Source organism: Georgenia thermotolerans (assembly GCF_009193185.1).
GTDB lineage: Bacteria > Actinomycetota > Actinomycetes > Actinomycetales > Actinomycetaceae > Georgenia > Georgenia thermotolerans.
This window is the reverse complement of sequence record NZ_VUKF01000003.1, coordinates 1-17981: the sequence shown is the minus strand read 5'-3', so window position 1 is coordinate 17981 and position 17981 is coordinate 1. Positions and strand designations below refer to the sequence as shown.

At 73.9% G+C, this 17981-nt stretch carries 15 protein-coding genes; 8 read left to right on the top strand and 7 right to left on the bottom strand.

The window, feature by feature from the left end:
- Positions 1 to 87: 87 nt before the first annotated feature.
- Positions 88 to 1401: an MFS transporter gene (locus GD970_RS01955; protein WP_152200138.1), complete on the top strand. Its 1314-nt coding sequence runs from the start codon at positions 88 to 90 to the stop codon at positions 1399 to 1401.
- Here GD970_RS01955 and GD970_RS01950 read toward each other — a convergent pair.
- The 6 genes from GD970_RS01950 to GD970_RS01925 all read right to left on the bottom strand — a co-directional run bounded on the left by GD970_RS01950 (position 1398) and on the right by GD970_RS01925 (position 7627).
- The gene (locus tag GD970_RS01950; RefSeq protein WP_152200135.1) at positions 1398 to 2501 is read right to left on the bottom strand and encodes a zinc-dependent alcohol dehydrogenase; all 1104 of its coding nucleotides are present in this window, start codon (positions 2499 to 2501) and stop codon (positions 1398 to 1400) included. The genes GD970_RS01955 and GD970_RS01950 overlap by 4 nt on opposite strands.
- Positions 2498 to 3772 carry a Tm-1-like ATP-binding domain-containing protein gene (locus GD970_RS01945; RefSeq protein WP_152200133.1) on the bottom strand — a complete coding sequence of 425 codons (1275 nt, stop codon included), beginning with the start codon at positions 3770 to 3772 and terminating at the stop codon, positions 2498 to 2500. Before GD970_RS01945 ends, GD970_RS01950 begins: the two co-directional genes overlap by 4 nt.
- Positions 3769 to 4455 (bottom strand): class II aldolase/adducin family protein, encoded by a 687-nt coding sequence (locus GD970_RS01940; RefSeq protein ID WP_152200131.1) that lies wholly within the window; start codon positions 4453 to 4455, stop codon positions 3769 to 3771. The genes GD970_RS01945 and GD970_RS01940 overlap by 4 nt, the downstream gene beginning before the upstream one ends.
- Entirely contained in the window at positions 4455 to 5351 is an 897-nt protein-coding gene (locus GD970_RS01935) for a creatininase family protein (protein WP_152200128.1), read from the bottom strand. Before GD970_RS01935 ends, GD970_RS01940 begins: the two co-directional genes overlap by 1 nt.
- A 155-nt stretch (positions 5352 to 5506) precedes the next feature.
- Complete coding sequence (locus GD970_RS01930) at positions 5507 to 6532, bottom strand: LacI family DNA-binding transcriptional regulator (protein ID WP_152200126.1); 1026 nt, start codon at positions 6530 to 6532, stop codon at positions 5507 to 5509.
- Positions 6533 to 6697: 165 nt separating this feature from the next.
- On the bottom strand, positions 6698 to 7627 hold the full coding sequence (locus GD970_RS01925) for a glucose-6-phosphate dehydrogenase assembly protein OpcA (RefSeq protein WP_152200125.1): 930 nt from the start codon (positions 7625 to 7627) through the stop codon (positions 6698 to 6700).
- A gap of 173 nt (positions 7628 to 7800) precedes the next feature.
- Here GD970_RS01925 and GD970_RS01920 point away from each other — a divergent pair, with 173 nt between their 5' ends.
- The 4 genes from GD970_RS01920 to otnK are packed head-to-tail and all read left to right on the top strand — an operon-like array spanning position 7801 to position 11929.
- Positions 7801 to 8556 carry an ABC transporter ATP-binding protein gene (locus GD970_RS01920; RefSeq protein WP_152200124.1) on the top strand — a complete coding sequence of 252 codons (756 nt, stop codon included), beginning with the start codon at positions 7801 to 7803 and terminating at the stop codon, positions 8554 to 8556.
- Positions 8553 to 9404, top strand: a complete 852-nt coding sequence (locus GD970_RS01915) for an ABC transporter permease (RefSeq protein WP_152200123.1) — start codon at positions 8553 to 8555, stop codon at positions 9402 to 9404. Before GD970_RS01920 ends, GD970_RS01915 begins: the two co-directional genes overlap by 4 nt.
- 58 nt (positions 9405 to 9462) lie before the next feature.
- Entirely contained in the window at positions 9463 to 10641 is a 1179-nt protein-coding gene (locus GD970_RS01910) for an ABC transporter substrate-binding protein (protein WP_152200122.1), read from the top strand.
- A 7-nt stretch (positions 10642 to 10648) separates the two neighbouring features.
- Complete coding sequence (gene otnK, locus GD970_RS01905; RefSeq protein WP_152200121.1) at positions 10649 to 11929, top strand: 3-oxo-tetronate kinase; 1281 nt, start codon at positions 10649 to 10651, stop codon at positions 11927 to 11929.
- Positions 11930 to 11945: 16 nt separating this feature from the next.
- Here the strand turns inward: otnK and GD970_RS01900 are convergent, their stop codons facing one another.
- Complete coding sequence (locus tag GD970_RS01900) at positions 11946 to 13409, bottom strand: CCA tRNA nucleotidyltransferase (protein WP_226925085.1); 1464 nt, start codon at positions 13407 to 13409, stop codon at positions 11946 to 11948.
- A gap of 72 nt (positions 13410 to 13481) precedes the next feature.
- Between GD970_RS01900 and GD970_RS01895 the strand changes: the two genes are divergently transcribed.
- The 3 genes from GD970_RS01895 to murJ form a co-directional block, all read left to right on the top strand.
- Positions 13482 to 14006 carry an NUDIX hydrolase gene (locus GD970_RS01895; protein WP_152200118.1) on the top strand — a complete coding sequence of 175 codons (525 nt, stop codon included), beginning with the start codon at positions 13482 to 13484 and terminating at the stop codon, positions 14004 to 14006.
- Positions 14003 to 16177, top strand: coding sequence for a DUF6049 family protein (locus tag GD970_RS01890; RefSeq protein WP_152200116.1), 2175 nt, complete (start codon positions 14003 to 14005; stop codon positions 16175 to 16177). The genes GD970_RS01895 and GD970_RS01890 overlap by 4 nt, the downstream gene beginning before the upstream one ends.
- Positions 16178 to 16179: 2 nt before the next feature.
- The coding region (murJ, locus tag GD970_RS01885; protein ID WP_226925084.1) for a murein biosynthesis integral membrane protein MurJ at positions 16180 to 17981 on the top strand (1802 nt) is incomplete at its 3' end.

The window sequence follows — 17981 nt, the reverse complement described above, 5'->3', positions numbered from 1 at the left end:
TGCGCCCGAAGAGCCGCTGGGCCGCGGCGGCGGCGGGCGGCACACCGTCGGATAGCCTGCAGCGGTGCCGATCCCCGCCGCGCGCCGATGAGCGTCCTGTCCGACCTGCGCACGGTCGCCGTCCATCGCGACTTCCGCAAGCTGTTCACGGTCCGCCTGGTCTCCCAGTGCGGGGACGGGATGTTCCAGGTGGGTCTGGCCACCTTGTTCTTCTTCAACCCCCAGAACATGGCGACGGCGGCCAGCGTCGCCGCCGCGTTCGCCGTGCTGCTGCTGCCCTTCACCGTGGTGGGCCCCTTCGCCGGGCCGCTGCTGGACCGGTGGCGCCGCCGGCAGGTGCTCTTCCTCGGCAACGCGCTGCGGGTGGTGCTCGGGCTCGTGCTCGCGGCGCTCATGGCGACCGTGGGGGTCGGCCTGCCGGTCTACGTGCTCGCCCTGGTCACGCTCGGCGTCAACCGGTTCCTGCTGTCCGCGCTCTCGGCCGGCCTGCCCCGGGTGGTGCCCGCGGACCTGCTGCTCATGGCCAACACCCTCACCCCGACCCTGGGCGCGGTCTCGGCGGTCGTCGGCGGGGCGCTGGGGTTCGTCATCAACCTCCTGGCCCCCGCCGGGCCGGTCAAGGACGGCGTGGTGCTCGCCACCGCGGCGCTGCTCTTCGGCGCCGCCTCCCTGCTGGCGCTGCGCCTCGGGCGGGATCAGCTCGGGCCGGCGCACCGCTCGGGCCCGGGCCGGCTGTGGCGCGACGTGCGGGCCACGGCCGGGGACATGGTCGACGGCGCCCGCTACCTCGTCGCCCGCCGCACCCCGGGCATGGCGCTCGGCGTCATGGCGGTCCACCGGTTCCTCTACGGCGTGAACTTCATCGCGCTGCTGCTCATGTCGCGCAACCTCCTCTCGGACCCGGCGGACGCCCAGGCCGGGCTGGCGACGTTCGCGCTGCTGACCGGCGTCTCCTTCGCCGGCAACGGGCTGGCCATCGTGCTCACGCCGATCGCGCACGAGCGGATGCGGCCCTCGGCCTGGATCGTGGTGTGCTTGGGGATCGCCGGGGTGAGCCAGGCGCTGCTGGCCCTCTCCGCGCAGCGGGCGGCCATCATGGCCGCCGCGGTGCTCATGGGCCTGGGGGTGCAGGGCGCGAAGATCGCCGTCGACACCATCGTCCAGCGCGACACCGACGACGCCTACCGCGGCCGCGCCTTCGCCCTCTACGACGTCCTCTACAACGCCGCCTTCGTGGGCGCCGCCGCGCTGGCCGCGGCGGTGCTGCCGGACACCGGCTGGTCCCCGGCGGTGTTCGCCGTCCTGACGTTCGTGTACGTCGCGGTGGCGGCGGCCTACCGGGCCGGCACCGGCCGGGTGCACGACCGGCCCGTGCCGGTGCCGGGCACGGAGCTGCCCTAGAAGGCGATGACGACCTTGAGGGGGTCCCCCTCGCGCTCGCGCATGACGCGCAGCGCCTCCTGGATCTCCTCGAGCGGGAACTCGTGGGTGACGAGTTCCTCCCCCCGCAGCCGGCCCATCTCGGCCAGGGCGACCGCCCGCTTGACGTTGTTCCCGCCCTCGCCGCGGGTGGTGTACATCGTCACGTCGTTGCGCACGACGGCGGAGAGGTCGAACGTGACGGGTTCGGGGTAGAACGCGACGAAGAGGATCCTCCCGCCGCGCCGCACGACGTCGACGCACTGCTGCGGCGTGCTCGTCGAGCCCGACGTCTCGATCACGAGGTCGGCGCCCCGGCCGGTCAGCTCGTGGACGGTGGCGACGACGTCCGCCTCGCGGGCGTTGACGACGTGGTCGGCGCCGAGCCGGCGCCCCATCTCCAGCCGGCTGGCGCGGGTGCCCACGAGGATGACGCGCCGGGCGCCGAGCTGCTTGCAGGCCTGGACCGTCATGAGCCCGACCGGGCCGGGACCGAAGATCACGACGTTGTCGCCCGCGATGTACCCGCCGGTCGCGTCGAGGCCGTACAGGCCGGTGCCGGCGGTGGTGATGAGCACGGCGTCCTTGAACGAGACGTTCTCCGGCATCTTGTACAGCGACGCGACGTTGTGGACCGCGTACTCGGCGAAGCCGCCGTCTGCAGTCATGCCGCTGGCGCGGTGGCCCTTCTTCCAGTCGCCGTAGTTGAGGCAGGCGGTGTACAGGCCCACGAGGCAGTTGTCGCAGCGGCCGCAGCCGTGGTGCGCCTCGATGCACACCCGGTCCCCCGGGGCCAGCTCGTCGACCGTCTCCCCGCAGGCGACGACGGTGCCGGTCCACTCGTGGCCCGGGGTGTACTGGCCGTACGGCGGGGTCTGGGGGAAGTGGCCGTCGTAGATCTTCAGGTCGGTCCCACACATGCCGCACATGGCGACCTTGACGAGCACCTCGTCCGGTCCGGGGACCGGCACCTCCTTGTCGACCACGCGGATGTCGCGGGGCCCGAAGAGGACGGCGGCGCGCATGCGCTCGGGGATCTCGGCCGCGCCCTGCGCGGCGGTGTTCGTGGACGTCGTGGTCATCGTTGCCCCCTGGTTTCTCCCGCGGTTCGGTGGGCCAGCGCGGGCGCGCCGGCCAGCATGCCGAGCAGGGTGCGCGCCGCCGTGACGGCGAACTCCTCGTCGTTGATCGCCAGGTCCAGGCACCGCAGCGGGATGTCCGGCCGGAGCCGGGCCCGCAGCGTGGCGACCAGGGCCTCGTTCGCGACCGGGTCGTGCAGGATCCCGCCCGGGCTGCCCACCTGGGACCACCCGCGCAGCGGGACGAGGACGGCCGCCGGGCCGGTGGCGGCGTTGAGACGCTCGGCGATGAGCGCGGCGACGGCCTCGAGCTCCCCGGCCGTCGTCCGCACGTTGGTGTTGTACGGGTTGTGGATGTGGGTGGGCCGGCCCCGGTAGCGCTCCGGGATGGTCCCGACGCCCCCGAAGCAGAGGTACTCCAGCCCGCCCGGGGCGACGACCTGCGGGATGCCCATCCGCCCGGCGGCGGTCAGCCGCCCGGGACGGACCGGGGCGTAGATGTCGTCCGGGTGCAGCTCGCCGAGCACCTCATGGACCGTGAGGTCGAGGACGGCCTGGATGCGCCCCTCCTCCACCAGGCGCTCCATCGCCGACCCGCACGCCCCCGAGGCGTGGAACGGGACGGTCTCCAGCCCGCTCGCCCGGATCTCCTCGATCGCCCGGACCACCGCCTTCTCGGTGTTGCCGAAGGCCGTGACCGCCACCGCCGGGGCGGGTGCCGCCCGCGGCTGGCGGCGCGCGGCCCGGGCCATCGCGACGATGCCCGCGGCGCACCGGTCCAGGACGGAGGTCGTGACGAGGTTGGGCCCACCCAGGAGGTCGGCCACCGAGAACTGCATGGCGATGTCGTGGTCCCTGACGTAGCTGCGCACGTTGCCCGAGGCCACCGTCGAGACGATGAGCTTGGCCGGGCCGAAGGGCAGGGCCCGCATCGCGATGGCCGCGATCGCGGTGCCCTGGTTCCCGCCCACCGCGATCACGCCGTCGAGCCGGCCCTCGTCGTACCAGCGCCGCAGGTGGATGCCGGCTCCCTCGCCCATGGCCGCCATGGCCACGTCGCGCAGGCCGCGGCGGAGGGCGGCGACGTCGTGCCCGACCGTGGCGGCCACGGCCGGCGCGGTGACCTCGGCGACGTCGTCGGCCGCCTCTCCCAGGCCGATGTCGATCACGCGGGCCCGGCCGCCCTCCTCGGCGATCCGCCGGGCGAGGAAGCGTGCCTCCTCGGCCTTGGTGTCGAGGGTGGCGAGGACGGCGACCGTCGGCTCCACGGTCATCCGCCGTCCTCGGCCAGCGGGGCCCGGTCCACCGCGAGGTGGACGTGCTCGTCGAGTGGCATCGCGGCGATCTGCGCGGCGAGGATCGCCACCTTGGCGTTGTCCTCGAGGTACTCGGTGCGGAAGTACGCGGTGCGCAGGTCCGGGCCGACGGCGATGGTGCCGTGCTCGCGCATGAGCGCCACCCGCAGCTCGGCGTCGGAGAACATCCGGGTGATCACCTCGGCCAGCTCGGGCGAGCCAGCCGGCAGGAGCTCGACCATCTCCACCCGGCGGACGTGACCGCGGGCGGCCGTGTGGACGATCTTCGGGACCTGGTTGGCGACGGCGAAGGCGACCGCGTAGGGCGGGTGCTGGTGCACCACGGCACCGACGTCGGGCCGCACCCGGTAGATGGCGGTGTGCCACCGCCACTCCTTCGAGGGCTTCCTGCCCGGCTCGAGCACCTCGCCGTCCAGGGTCATGACCACCGTGTCGGCGGTGTCCATGTCGCCCTGGCACTGCCCGGTGGTCTTGATCAGCACCAGGTCCGTGCCGGGGATCCGCACGCTGTTGTTGCCGCTCACCCCCGCCACCAGGCCGCGCTCGTACCCCCGTCGCGAGACGGTCACGAGCTCCTCGCGCAGGAGGCGCAGCACGGCCTGGTCGACGCCCTGCAGCTGAGCGGTGGCGAGGTCGCTCATCACCAGGCGCGCTCGGGGTAGTCGCTGGAGTGGACCTTGACGTCGAAGTTGCGCACCTCGCCGACGTAGGCGGAGAGGTGCTCGGCCATCCGGTCGAGCATCGCGAGCCCTTTCTCCTTCGTCGCCCGGAACGGGTTGCCGATGACCGCGGTGTCGGAGTACTCGTGGTGGTCCATGGGGACCCAGATGTTCTCCGAGTTCTGGAACTTCACGGTCGCCGTACCGTCGATCTTGGAGAACGCGGCACCCATGTAGGCCGGGGCGTGCGCCCGGTCCTCCACGGCCCGGTCCATGTTCACGAGGCCGTCCCCGGTGGCCATGAGGGTGGCGGTCTCGAGCTCGCTGGAGTGCCACCCCGGCGTCTCCTCGGGCGGATTCTCGAAGAGGTCCGCGACCACGGTGGCCTCGCGCTCGGTGGGCGTCTTGTAGAAGGAGATGTAGGCGCCGGTCTTGTACCGCAGCTCGCGCATCACCTCGTCGATCGGCTTGGTGTTCGACCCGTGGTGGCTCACGAAGATGATCCGTGTGAAGCCGTGGTAGATCAGGCTCCGGGCGACGTCGTGCAGCACGCGGCGGTACGTCTCCGCGCGCAGGGTGACCGTGCCGGCCCCCTCCTCGTTGCGGCCCATGTGGTGGGGCGAGTAGCCGAACGGCTCGAGGGGGGTGAAGAGCACGTCCATGGCCTGCGCGGCGCGCTCGACGACCTCCATCGTGACGTAGCTGTCCGTCCCGAGCGGGATGTGGGCGCCGTGCTTCTCGGTGCTGCCCATGGGCACGAGGATGGTGTCCTGCCCCGGCTCCTGGAGCCGCTCCTGCACCTCGGCGAAGGACATGCCGAGGATGTTGTGCTTCCGCTCGCGGGTGGCGTCGTTCTTGACGTAGTCCTTGATGGCCATGACTTTCTCCCTGTGAACTGTCCTCGTTGACTGACAAGCGGTCGATGGTGCGCCGGCTGGGCCGTGCCGCCAGCGGCGGTGCGGGTGAGGCGCGACGGGTCTGTGTCGGTGACGGTGGGGATGTGTCGTCGGTGGCGCCGTGGTGGGACCTCTCCTCAGGGGTGGGATGCGGTGGTGGCGCGCTGCGGGGCGTGGGCGCCGCAGCTGGCCCGGACCACCAGCCGGGTCTTGACGCGCACGTGCCGCGGGCGGGCGTCCGGGCCCGCGAGCAGGAGGCGCATCGCCTCGACGCCGAGCTGGCGGGCGGAGATGGACACGCTCGTGAGGGCCGGCCGGACGTAGCTGGCCATCGGCACGTCGTCGAAGCCGACGACGGCGACGTCCTCCGGCACCCGCAGGCCCAGGTCCGCCATCGCCGCCATGGCCCCGATCGCCATCCGGTCGTTGGCGGCGAAGAGCGCCGTCGGCCGGTCCTCACGCTCCATCAGCGCCCGGGCGGCGGCGTATCCCCCCGCCTCGGTGTAGTCCCCGGCCAGAACGCGCTCGGGGCGAGCGGCCAGGCCGTTGTCCTTGAGCGCCCGCCGGTAGCCGCGCAGCCGCTCGACGGTGGCGGCGGAGCTGTCCGCCCCGGAGACGAACGCGATGTCGGTGTGGCCCAGGTCGAGCAGGTGCTGCGTCATGGCGGCGGCGGCCCGGCCGTTCTCGGCGCGCACGGTCGAGAACTTCTCCGAGGGCCGCCCGATGTAGACCACCGATGCGCCGTACCCGGCGACGTCCCGCGGCTGCAGGTTCACCTCGGGGCCGCCGCCGACGACCGCCAGCCCGGCGACGCGCTTCTGGAGCAGCGCGTCGATGTAGGCGGCCGCCTTGCCGCGGTCCCGGTCGGTGCTGCAGAAGAGCACCTGGTAGCCGTGCTCGTTGGCGACGTCCTCGATCCCGCGGGTGACCTCCGGGTAGTAGGCGTTGGCCAGGTCGGGGGCGACGACCCCGACCAGGCGGCTGTTCTTCTGGTTCAGACCGCTGGCGAGCGCGTTGGGCCGGTAGTTGAGCTCCTCGATCGCGGCCAGCACCCGGGCTCGCGTCTCGGCCCCCACCGGGTAGCCGGAGGCGGTCGTGACGCGGGAGACGGTCGCGACCGACACTCCCGCCGCCGCGGCGACGTCCCGGATGGTGGCGCTCATGTGTAACCCTTCTCTGTAACCGTTTTCTAGAACGTAGACGGGCGGGGTGACGGTGTCAAGACACCTGTCGCAGAGTGGAGGCGGGCGCGGTCGCCGCCACCGCCGGCACGGCGCCCGCACGCCACGGCGCCCGTGACCCCGCCCGCCCGTCACGCCGCCCGCCCGTCACGCCGCCCGCCCGTCACGCAGCAGGGCGAGCCCGCGGGTCAGGGCCTGCCCGTAGGTCTCGTCGGGCGCCAGCCCGCGGAGCTCCTCCCGGAGGCAGTCCTCGAGGGTGCGGACGGGGAGGCTGACGAACCGGTCGGGCATGCCGGGCAGGGACAGGCGCGCCTCCTGGGCGTCCGGCTCACGCGCGAGGGTCACCGCGCCGCCGGGGCGCTCCAGCCGCACCTGCGTGATGACCCCCGAGGATGCCGGCACCAGACGCACCGGACAGTCGAGCCGGTCGGCGAGCCAGCCCGCGAGCAGCTCCACCGGGGTGCGCCACCGTGGGCCGACCACCGTCGCCGCCAGCACCGGATCGTGCGGTGGCTCGTCGAGCGCCGCGGCCAGCCGGGCCCGCCACGGCGTGCTCCGCGCCCACGACAGGTCTGTGTCGCCCGGGGCGTACCCCGCGCGCAGCCGCCGGACGGTGGCCGGCGGGTCCGGACAGGCGAGCGCGTCGGTGATGCGGCGCTGCGCCATCGCCCCGACCGGGTCGGCGGCGGGCGCGGCCGGTGGCTCCCCGGGCCACCACACCACCACCGGGACGTCTGGCAGGAGGAGGGGGACGACGAGACTGTCGGTCGCGGTGCCGGCGTCGCCGCCCGGGCGCAGGATGACGACCTCGCTGGCGCCGGCGTCCGCCCCGACGCGCACCTCCGCCGCCAGCCCGGTCGCCTCCCCCGGCGACGGGACGACCACGACGATCCGGCACGGATGCTCACGAGAGGCCGCGTTGGCCGCGGCGACGGCGGTCTCCGCCTCGCCGTCGCCGGTGGCGAGCACGACGAGGGTGAGGACACGGCCGAGGGCGGTGACGCCCCCCTCCTCCCGCAGCGTCACCAGCCGGTCCGCGACGGCGCCCGACCTGGTGCCGGCCAGGTGGACGATCACCGGCCCGCCGTCCCGCGAGCCCGCGCGCCGCAGCCCATGCGACCCTCCCCTTCGGGTGTCGACGAACCTCTTGACACAGCATGACCCGTGAGTACCGTTCTGTAAACGGATACAGAAAACGGTTCCTATGGCGGACGGCGTCGTTGCCGCCGAGAGCACCGGGAGCGTGACCCTTGACCCGCAGCCTGGAAGTCGACAACGTCCGAGTCCAGTTCCGGCAGAACACCATCATCGACGGGCTCTCCCTGGTCGTCGACGACGACGAGTTCGTCAGCATCGTCGGCACCTCGGGGTGCGGCAAGACCACCCTGCTCCGCTCGATCGGCGGTCTGCTCCCGCAGGCCGAGATCGGCGGCATGCAGCTCCACGGCACGCCGTTGCGCACGCCCGAGCCGCGGGTAGCCATGGTGTTCCAGCACTTCGGCCTGTTCCCCTGGAAGACCGTCGAGGACAACATCCGCTACGGGCTCGCCGTGCAGGGACGCACCGACCGGCACGACCGGGTCGACGAGCTCCTCGAGGTCATGAACCTCTCCGCGGCCCGCAAGAAGTACCCCTACCAGCTCTCCGGCGGCATGAAGCAGCGCGTGGGCATCGCCCGCGCGCTGTGCCTCGAGCCGGAGCTGCTCCTCCTCGACGAGCCGCTCAGCGCCGTCGACGCCATCACCCGCGAGGTGATGCAGAAGGAGGTCCTCGGCATCATCGAGCGCGAGACGCGCACGGCCCTCCTCGTCACGCACGACCTGGACGAGGCGATCATCATGTCCGACCGCATCGTCGTCCTCGGCGGTCCGCCGGCCCACGTGCTCCTCGACGTCCGGTCCCCCATCCCGCGCCCGCGGGACCTGGCCAGCGTGCGCAGCGACCCGGCCTACCTCCCGCTGCGCGCCGAGCTGTGGGACACCCTTCAGATGGGACATGCCTCATGACCGCCGCATCCCAGCCCCGCGCCGCACACGACCCGCTCACGCGCGTCCCGCCCGAGCAGGAGATCAAGGCCAGGCGTCGGCTGACCCTGGGGACCAAGACCAAGGGGCAGAAGCGCTTCATCCGCTACACGGCCCTGGTCGTGATCCTCGTCGTGTGGGAGATCTACGGCCGCAGCGTCAACCCGGTCCTCTTCACCTACCCGACGGCGATCGTCCGGGCCTTCTTCGACATGATCGAGGACGGCACCCTCGGGACGGCGCTGGTGCAGACGGGCAGCGTGCTGCTCATCGGGCTGGTCATCGGCACCGTGATCGGCATCGCCGTGGGGCTGCTCGCCGGCCGCAGCGAGGTGGTCAAGCAGGTCCTCGACATCCCGATCAACGCGCTGTACGCCCTGCCCGCCGTGGCGCTGATCCCGGTCATCGTCCTGTGGTTCGGGTTCGGCAGCTCGGCGAAGATCTTCGTCGTCACGTTCTTCGTGTTCTTCCCCGTGGTCATCAACACGACCCGCGGCGTGGAGGAGGTCGACCCCGAGCTGCTCGAGGTCACCAGGTCCTTCTGCTCCAGCGAGAGCCGGGTCTGGCGGGACCTGCTGCTGCCCGGGGCGCTGCCGTACATCTTCACCGGTATCCGCCTCGCGATCGGCCGTGGTCTCGTCGGTGTGATCGTCGCGGAGTTCTTCACCGCGATCTCCGGCCTGGGCAACCTGATCGTCACCAACTCGAACACCTTCCAGACGGCGCGCACGTTCGTCCCGATCGTCATCCTGGCCCTCATCGGCGTCGTCCTCACGGCCATCCTCGTCGCCGTCGAGAAGCGGATGGCGCCCTGGCGCCCCGAGCGCTGACCCGAAACCCTCCGCGCCGGGTCGGCCGGCGCGGAGCCCCTTCAGAAAGGTCGTCGCCATGACCTCCCTCAGCCAGCGCATGAAGAGGCGGGCCGGCGCCGTCGTCGCCGCGATCGGCCTGACCGCCGCCCTCGCCGCGTGCGGGGGCGGGCAGAACTCCGCCGGCGGGGGCGGGGGCGGGAACGGAGGCGGAGGGACGACCACGGTGAGGATCGCCCTGCCCACCAGCGTGACGAGCTTCGCGAACGCCGACATCGTCGTCGCCGACCAGCTCGGCTACTTCAAGGACGCCGGCCTGAGCGTCAAGGTCTCCAACCTCAAGTCCGGGTCGTCGGTGGCCACCGGCGTCGTCGGCAAGCAGTTCGAGGTGGGCGGGGCGAGCATCGAGCCGGTCATCAACGCCTTCGCGGGCGGCGGGAACATCAAGGTCATCGGCGGGTACACCGACCGCCTCGAGGTCGAGATGGTGACCCCTGCGGAGATCAAGTCCCCGGCGGACCTCCGCGGCCAGCCGCTGGGCATCCAGGAGGTCGGTGCGTTCCGTGAGGTGATGACCCGCATGGTGCTCGAGAGCGCCGGCATGACCCCCAAGGACGTGCAGTACGTGTCCGTCAACGCCAACGCCTACACGTCGGCCCTCATCCAGGGGCAGATCAAGTCCGCCATCCTGCACCCGGAGCAGGCGATCCAGGCCCAGGAGAAGGACGCGTCCTTGCACAGCATCGTCAACCTCTACGACGTCGAGCCCAACTACTTCTACGGCGTCTACTTCGTCTCCGGGGACTGGCTCAAGAACAACCCCAAGGCGGCCCAGGGCTTCACCGAGGCGATCACCCGGGCGCACCGGGAGATGTACAACGACAAGGACAAGGTCGTCCCGATCATCGCCAAGGCCACGCAGTTCGACGAGAAGACCATCGCGGCGGCCTACGACGTCTACATGAAGCAGGTGCAGGCCTTCCCCGTCAACGAGGGGCTCGAGCAGAACCGCCTGGAGTACACGGTCAAGCGGATGGAAGAGATGGGCACGCTGAGCCAGGGGGCCAACCCCGACCTCAATGCCTTCATCGACCGCGGCCCGATCACCGCCGCTGTGGAGAAGCTCGGCCGGCAGCCCGAGCGCGCCGCCGCCCCGGCGGGCGGCTCCAGCGCACCGGCGGGCGGCTCCAGCGCCCCGGCCGCGGGCGGCACCGCCCCCAGCCCGAACGGCCCGGCGGCGGGCACGCCGTCCCAGTGACCGCCGCATGAGCGGCGGGACGAGCGCCGCGCCGCCCCGGCTGGGCGTGGTGGCCGACGACTACACCGGCGCCCTCGACGTCGGCAGCGTCCTGCGCGAGCGCGGCCACCAGGTCGAGCTCCGGTTCGGCCCCCCGCCGCCGGACGCGCGGCCGGCGGCGGACGTCGTCGTCGTCGCCCTCAAGACCCGCACGGCGCCGCGGGAGGACGCCGTCGGGCAGTCCCTCGGCGCCGCGACCTGGCTGCTCGACCGCGGCGCCGTGCAGCTGTACCTCAAGTACGCCGCCACCTTCGAGAACCCGGCGAACATCGGGCCGGTGCTCGACGCCCTGTCCGACCTCGCCGGCGCCGACGGCCGGCACCCGGTGCTGGTGTGCCCCGCCGTGCCGAGCTACGGCCGGACCGTCTACCAGGGGCACCTCTTCGTGGGCGATCGGCTCGTCTCCGAGGCGCCGGAGGGCCGGCACCCGCTCACCCCCAAGGACGACCCCCGCCTCGCCCGCCTCCTCGCGGCCGCCACGCACCGGCGGGTGGGACTGGTCCCGTGGGAGGTGGTGGTGGAGGGGGCGGCCGCGACCGCGGCGGCGCTCGACGAGCTGGCCGGGCACGGCGTCGGGTATGCCGTCGCCGACGTGCTGTGCGACGCCGATCTCGACACCCTCGGCGCGGCGGCTCGAGGCCACCGGCTCGTCAGCGGGGCCGCCGGTCTCGCCGGTGCGCTGCTCGGGCGGGCCGGCGCCGGACCTCCGGCCGCCGCGCCCGACGAGGACCTGGCCGGTGCGGTGGTGGCCGGCAGCTGCTCGGTGCAGACCCAGGAGCAGCTGCGACGGTTCGAGGCCGTCCGCCCGGTCTTCCGCTTCGTGCCCACCATGGTCGCCGCGGGGCGGGACGTGGCCGGCGAGGCCCTGGCGTTCGCCCGGACGCACCTGCCCACCGGTCCGGTCGGGATCGCCGCGACGGCGCCGCCGGAGGTGGTGCGGCGCGAGCAGGCGGCGCTGGGCGTCGAAGTGGCCGCGCAGCTGGTGGAGTCCACCCTGGCCGCGGTCGCCGAGGGGCTGGTCGGCGCGGGCGTGCGGCGGCTCGTCGTCGCCGGCGGGGAGACGTCCGGCGCGGTGGTCGCCCGCCTCGGGATCGCGCGGGTGTCGATCGAGCAGGCCGTCGCCCCGGGGGTCGCCTGGGTGCACGCGAGCGAGGCGCTGCCGCGGTGGGTGCTGCTGAAGTCCGGGCCGCTGGGCGACCCCGACCTCCTCCTGCGGGCGCTGCTCGCGGATCGTCGCGCTCAGCGCTGACGCGCGCCGGGCTCCGTCAGTCCCGGGCCGCCCACCAGGCCAGCAGCGCCTCACGGGCGGCGTCCTCGCCCAGCGGCCCGCGCTCCATGCGCAGGTCGAGGAGGAACCGGTAGGCCTCGCCCACCACCGGCCCGGCGGGGATGCCGAGGATGGTCATGATCTGGCGGCCGTCGAGGTCGGGCCGGATGGCCTTGAGCTGCTCGTGCTCCTTGAGCCGGACGATCCGCTCCTCGAGATCGTCGTAGGCGGCGGCCAGGCGCATCGCCTTGCGCTGGTTGCGGGTGGTGCAGTCGGCGCGGGTGAGGCGGTGCAGCCGCTCGAGCAGCGGGCCGGCGTCGGTGACGTAGCGGCGCACCGCCGAGTCGGTCCACACGCCGTCGCCGTAGCCGTGGAAGCGCAGGTGCAGCTCGACCAGGCGGCTGACGTCCTTGATCGTCTGCTTGTCGAACCGCAGCGCCTTGAGCCGCTTGGCGGTGAGCTTGGCGCCGACGAGCTCGTGGTGGTGGAAGCTCACCCCGCCGCCCGGCTCGAACCGGCGGGTGGCGGGCTTGCCGACGTCGTGCATGACCGCCGCGAGCCGGAGCACGAGGTCCGGGCCCGGCACCGGGCCGTCCGTGCCGGTCTCCATGGCGATGGCCTGGTCGAGGACCGTGAGGGTGTGCTCGTAGACGTCCTTGTGCCGCTTGTGCTCGTCGACCGTCTGCTGCAGCTGCGCCAGCTCGGGCAGGACGACGTCGGCCACGCCGGTGTAGACCATGAGCTCGAGCCCGCGGCGCGGCGCCTTGGAGAGCAGCAGCCGCTCCAGCTCGGCGCGGACCCGCTCGGCGGAGACGATCTCCAGCCGCCGGGCCATCTCGGACATCGCACGCATGACGTCGGGGTCGACGTCGAAGCCGAGCTGGGCCGTGAACCGCGCGGCACGCATGATGCGCAGCGGGTCGTCGTCGAAGGACTGGGTGGCCGTGACCGGGGTGCGCAGCAGGTGGTCGGCGAGGTCGCGCAGGCCGCCGGTGGGGTCGACCAGCTCGAGCGAGGGCAGCCGCACGGCCATGGCGTTGACGGTGAAGTCGCGGCGGGTGAGGTCCCCCTCGAGGGTGTCGCCGTAGCTGACGGCTGGCTTGCGCGAGCCCACCTCGTACGCCTCGGTCCGGTAGGTGGTCACCTCGACGACGACGTCCCCCTTGCGGGCGCCGATGGTCCCGTACTCCTTGCCGATGTCCCAGTGGGCGTCGGCCCACCGGCGCAGCAGCCGCTCGGTCTCGTCCGGACGGGCCGAGGTGGTGAAGTCGAGGTCGTGGGAAACCTCACCGAGGAAGGCGTCCCGCACGGGCCCGCCGACCAGCGCCAGCTCGTGCCCCGCCTCGGCGAAGACGTGCCCCAGCTCGGTCACCTCGGGGGGCAGGCTGGCCAGGGAGGCCTGGGCCCGGCGCTGGAGGTCGGCGAGGGTGTCGGTGGTCGCGGAGCGGTCGGGGCTGGGCACCGACCAAGCGTGCCACGCCGCTCCGGCGCAGCCCACACGCCGGTGTCGTGCGCGGATCATTACAGTGGCCACATGCCTGCCGTATTCCCTGTGCCGCGCCCCCGGGTGCCGCGGCCACCCCGGGTGCGGCCGGCGAATGCCCGCGGCAGCGCCCTGCCGGTGGTGGACGAGACCTCCGCGGGGGGTCTGGTGGTCGACGTCGTCGACGGTCGCGCCATGACCGCCGTCATCGCACGGCGCAACCGGGCCGGCCGGCTGGAGTGGTGCCTGCCCAAGGGCCACCTCGAGGGGCAGGAGACGCCCGAGGAGGCCGCGGTCCGCGAGATCGCGGAGGAGACGGGCATCAACGGGCGCATCCTGCGCCACCTGGCCACCATCGACTACTGGTTCGCCGGCACCGACCGGCGGGTGCACAAGGTGGTGCACCACTTCCTGCTCGAGGCGACGGGCGGGGAGCTGACCACGGAGAACGACCCGGACCACGAGGCCGAGGACGTGGCCTGGGTGGGTCTGGACGAGGTGGCCTCGCGCCTGGCCTACCCGAACGAGCGTCGCGTGGTCGCCACCGCGCGGGACGTGCTGGCCGGTCGCGCATGAGGTGGGCACGGGCGTGGGCACGCCCGGTGGCCACGCTGGCGGCGGCGCTGGCCGCCTTCGCCGGCCCGGCCGCCACGGCGCACGCCGCGGCGGCGCCCCCGGCGACCTCCCACGCGGCGGCGGTGGACGGCCCCGCCCCGGGCGCCCGCACGGCGAGCCCCAGCGCGCTCGCCGTCGACATCACCGACATCGCCCCCGCGGTCCTGCGCCCCGACCAGACCCTCACGGTCAGCGGGACGGTGACCAACGGGACCACCGAGGACCTCACCGCACCGACGCTGCGCCTGCGCATGCAGCGCTCCACCCCCATCTCGCGCACCACCCTGCAGCGCTGGCTGGAGCCGGACTCGGTGTTCTCCACGGTCGTCGTGGCCCGCGAGGACCTGCCCGAGCGGCTGCCGGCCGGCGCGAGCACCACGTTCAGCTTCGAGGTCCCCGCCGCCGACCTGCCGCTGACCGACACCTCCTGGGGCCCGCGCGGCATCGAGGTGGCGGTCGACGACGTCGCCGGCGACCCCGTCGAGGCCACCGACCGGTCCTTCATGCTCTGGTACCCGAACGTGGAGGTGCAGCCCACCCCGGTGGGCGTCCTCGCCCCGGTCACGGCCACCGCCGCCGAGCGCACCCGCGCCGAGGGCGAGGGCTCCCTGGCCGCCGCCGCCGAGCCCCGCGTCGGCCCCCTGCTCAAGGCGCTCGACCGGCCCGGCGTGACGACCTTCGTCGACCCCATGCTCCTGACCGGCCCGTCCCCGCGGATCGGCGCCGCCGAGACCCCACCGGGCGCGGAGGGGGCCGAGGCCGCCGCCGAGACCGAGCAGGCGGAGCCGGCGGACCAGGCGGTCAGCGACCTGCGCGCGGCGGTCGCCGCGGCCGCGGACACCCCGGACCACGAGGTCACGGCCCTGCCCTGGGCCGACGCCGACGTCGCCGCCCTCGCCCACACCGGCCGCCAGGACCTCCTCGACCAGGCGCTCGCCCGCTCCACGGCCGCCGTCCGCGACGCCGGGGTCACGGCCCGCACGGACGTCACCTGGCCCGCCGGGGTCCCGGACGAGCGGACGGCGGAGCTCGCCGCCGCCACCGGCGCCACCGCCGTCGTCCTGCCCGCCGGCGCCATGACCCCGGCCGGGGAGCTCACGTACACCCCGTCGGCGCGCACCGACATCCCGCTGGACGACGGCAGCGACCTGCCCGCCGTGCTCGTGGACGAGCGGGCCTCGGCCGTCCTGTCCGGCCGGCTGCTGCCGCGCACCGCCGGCTCGGCCGCCCCCGCCCCGCTCGACGACCTCACCGTCCGCCAGCTCCTGCTCGCCGAGACCGCGGTCGTGGCGCGCGAGCGCCCGAGCGACCCGCGCGCCCTCGTGCTGGCGCTGGGCCGGGACTTCACCGGCGACGCCGCGGCCCTCGGGCAGACGCTGGGCGCGCTCACCAGCGCCCCGTGGGTGCGCCCGACCACCCTCGACCAGCTCCTGGCCCTGGACGCCTCGACGCTGCGACGCAGCCCGCTGCCCCAGGAGCAGGTCTCCACCGCCGAGCTCGACGCCGCGGACCTGGCCCGCATGCGGGCCGCCCGGAACGAGGCGGCCGCCTTCGCCACGGCCACCACTGACCCGGCGGCGTTCCTCCTCCCGGTCGACGACGCCCTCGCCCCGGTCCTCTCCGCGGCCTGGCGGGCGGACCCGGCGGGCCGCGAGGGGCTGATCCGCCAAGTGCGGCGCGACGTCGCCGGGCTGAGCACCGCGGTGACCGCCCTGCCGTCCTCCACCCTCAACCTCATCAACTCCTCGGCGAACGTCCCCGTGCACGTGCGCAACGACCTCGACGTCGACGTCACCGTGCGGGTCGAGCTCAATCCCAACGACCCGCGGCTGCAGGCCCGCGAGGGCGTCCCGCTGACCGTCCCGGCGCACTCCCAGGCCACCGCCCAGGTGCCGGTGCGCGCCGTCGGCAGCGGCGACCTGCCGGTGCGGATCGAGCTGACCACCCCCGCGGGCCACCCCGTGGGCGAGCTCGCCGAGCTGGCCGTGCGGGTGCGCGCGGACTGGGAGAACGTGGGCACGGCCGTGGTCGCCGGCCTGCTCGTCGTCCTGCTGATCGCGGGGCTGGTGCGCACGGTGCGCCGCGGCCCCCGCATGGACCCCGGCACCCCGGTGCCCGACCCGGGGGTGTGAACGTGTCCCAGCCCCGCTCGCGCGGCGTCGCCGGCTCCTCGGCGGTGATGTTCGCCGGCACCCTGGTCTCCCGCCTGCTCGGCGTGGTGCGCAGCCCGCTGCTCATCGGCGCGGCGATCGGCATCAACTACGGCGCGGCCAACGCGTTCTTCGTGGCCAACAAGCTGCCGAACATCATCTACATGCTCATCGCGGGCGGCGTGCTCAACGCCGTCCTCGTCCCGCAGATCGTGCGGGCCATCCGCGAGCACGACGACGGCGGGCAGGCCTACGTCAACCGGCTCATCACCCTGGCCGTGGTCGGGCTCGGCGGGCTGACGGCCCTGCTCACGGCCGGCGCGCCGGTGCTGGTGAGCATCTTCGCCAACACCCTGGCGCCGCAGTGGTACGACGTGGCGGTCGCCTTCGGCTACTGGTGCATCCCGCAGGTGTTCTTCTACGGGATGTACACGGTGCTGGGCCAGGTGCTCAACGCCCGCGGCATCTTCGGGCCGTACATGTGGGCGCCGGTGCTCAACAACGTCGTCGCGATCGTCGGGCTGGGGCTGTACCTCCTGGTCTACGGCGGGGTCTCGGTCACCGACCCGACCGACGCGAGCATCTGGGACGCCGGGCGGGTGTTCCTGCTCGCCGGCACGGCGACGCTGGGCGTGGCCTCCCAGGCCGTGGTGCTCCTGCTGCCGCTGCGGCGGGCGGGCTTCCGCTTCCGGCCCGACTTCGCGCTGCGCGGGTCGGGCCTGGGGCGGGCCAGCCGCATGGCCATGTGGGTCTTCGCCGCGCTGGCGGCGGGGCAGATCAGCACCGTGATGATCTCCCGGGCGGCGGCGCGGGCCTCCGACCTGGGCGGCGGGTCCCTCGCCGTCGCCGGCAACGCCGCCTACGACACCGCCTACCTCGTCTACTCGCTGCCCACCTCCCTCGTCGTCGTCTCCCTCGTCACCGCCCTGTTCACCCGCATGGCGGGCAACGCGGCCGGTCGCGAGCTGGGCGCGGTGCGCGCGGACCTGTCCGTCGGGCTGCGCACGGTCGGGGTGTTCACCGTCTTCGCCACCGGCGGGCTCATGGTCCTCGCGCTGCCGATCGTGCGGGTCATCACCGGCACGGTCTCCTACACCGAGGCCCAGTCGGTGGCCCGGGTGCTCGTCGCGATGCTGGCCGGGCTCGTGGCGGTGGGCGTCTTCACGGTCGTGCAGCGCGTCTACTACGCCTTCGAGGACGCGCGCCTGCTGTTCTGGCTGCAGCTGCCCATCGTCGCCATCGTCACCGTGGGCGCCGCCGCGTCGATGCTGCTGCCGGCGCAGTGGACGGTGGTCGGCATCGGGGCGGCGATGTCGCTGTCCAACATCGTCGGGGCGGCCCTGACCTACCTCGGGCTGCGCCGCCACCTGCCCAGCCTCGACGGCGCCCACGTGCTGCGCACGCACCTGCGCCTCCTCCTGGCCGTGCTCCCGGCGACGCTGCTCGGCTGGGGGCTGCTGCACCTGCTGGGCACGAGCTCGGCGGACCTGGGCGTGGCCGGGGCGCTCTGGCGCACGGTCGTCGTCGGGGTGGTGATGCTCGCGGTGTACGTGGCGCTGCTGCGGCTGCTGCGGGTGGACGAGCTCGCCACGATCACCCGCCCCGTGGGCCGGCTGGGCGCGGCGGCGGGCCGGCGCGTGCCTGGCCCGGTCGGCCGGCTCCTCGTGCGTCTCGGCACGGCGGTGGCGGGCGGGGCCGTGCCCGGCCCGCGCGGCGACGGCGGCCCCGGCCCCGGTGGGCCTGGCTCCGGCGGGCCGGGTCCGGGTGGGCCGGATCCCGAGATCGG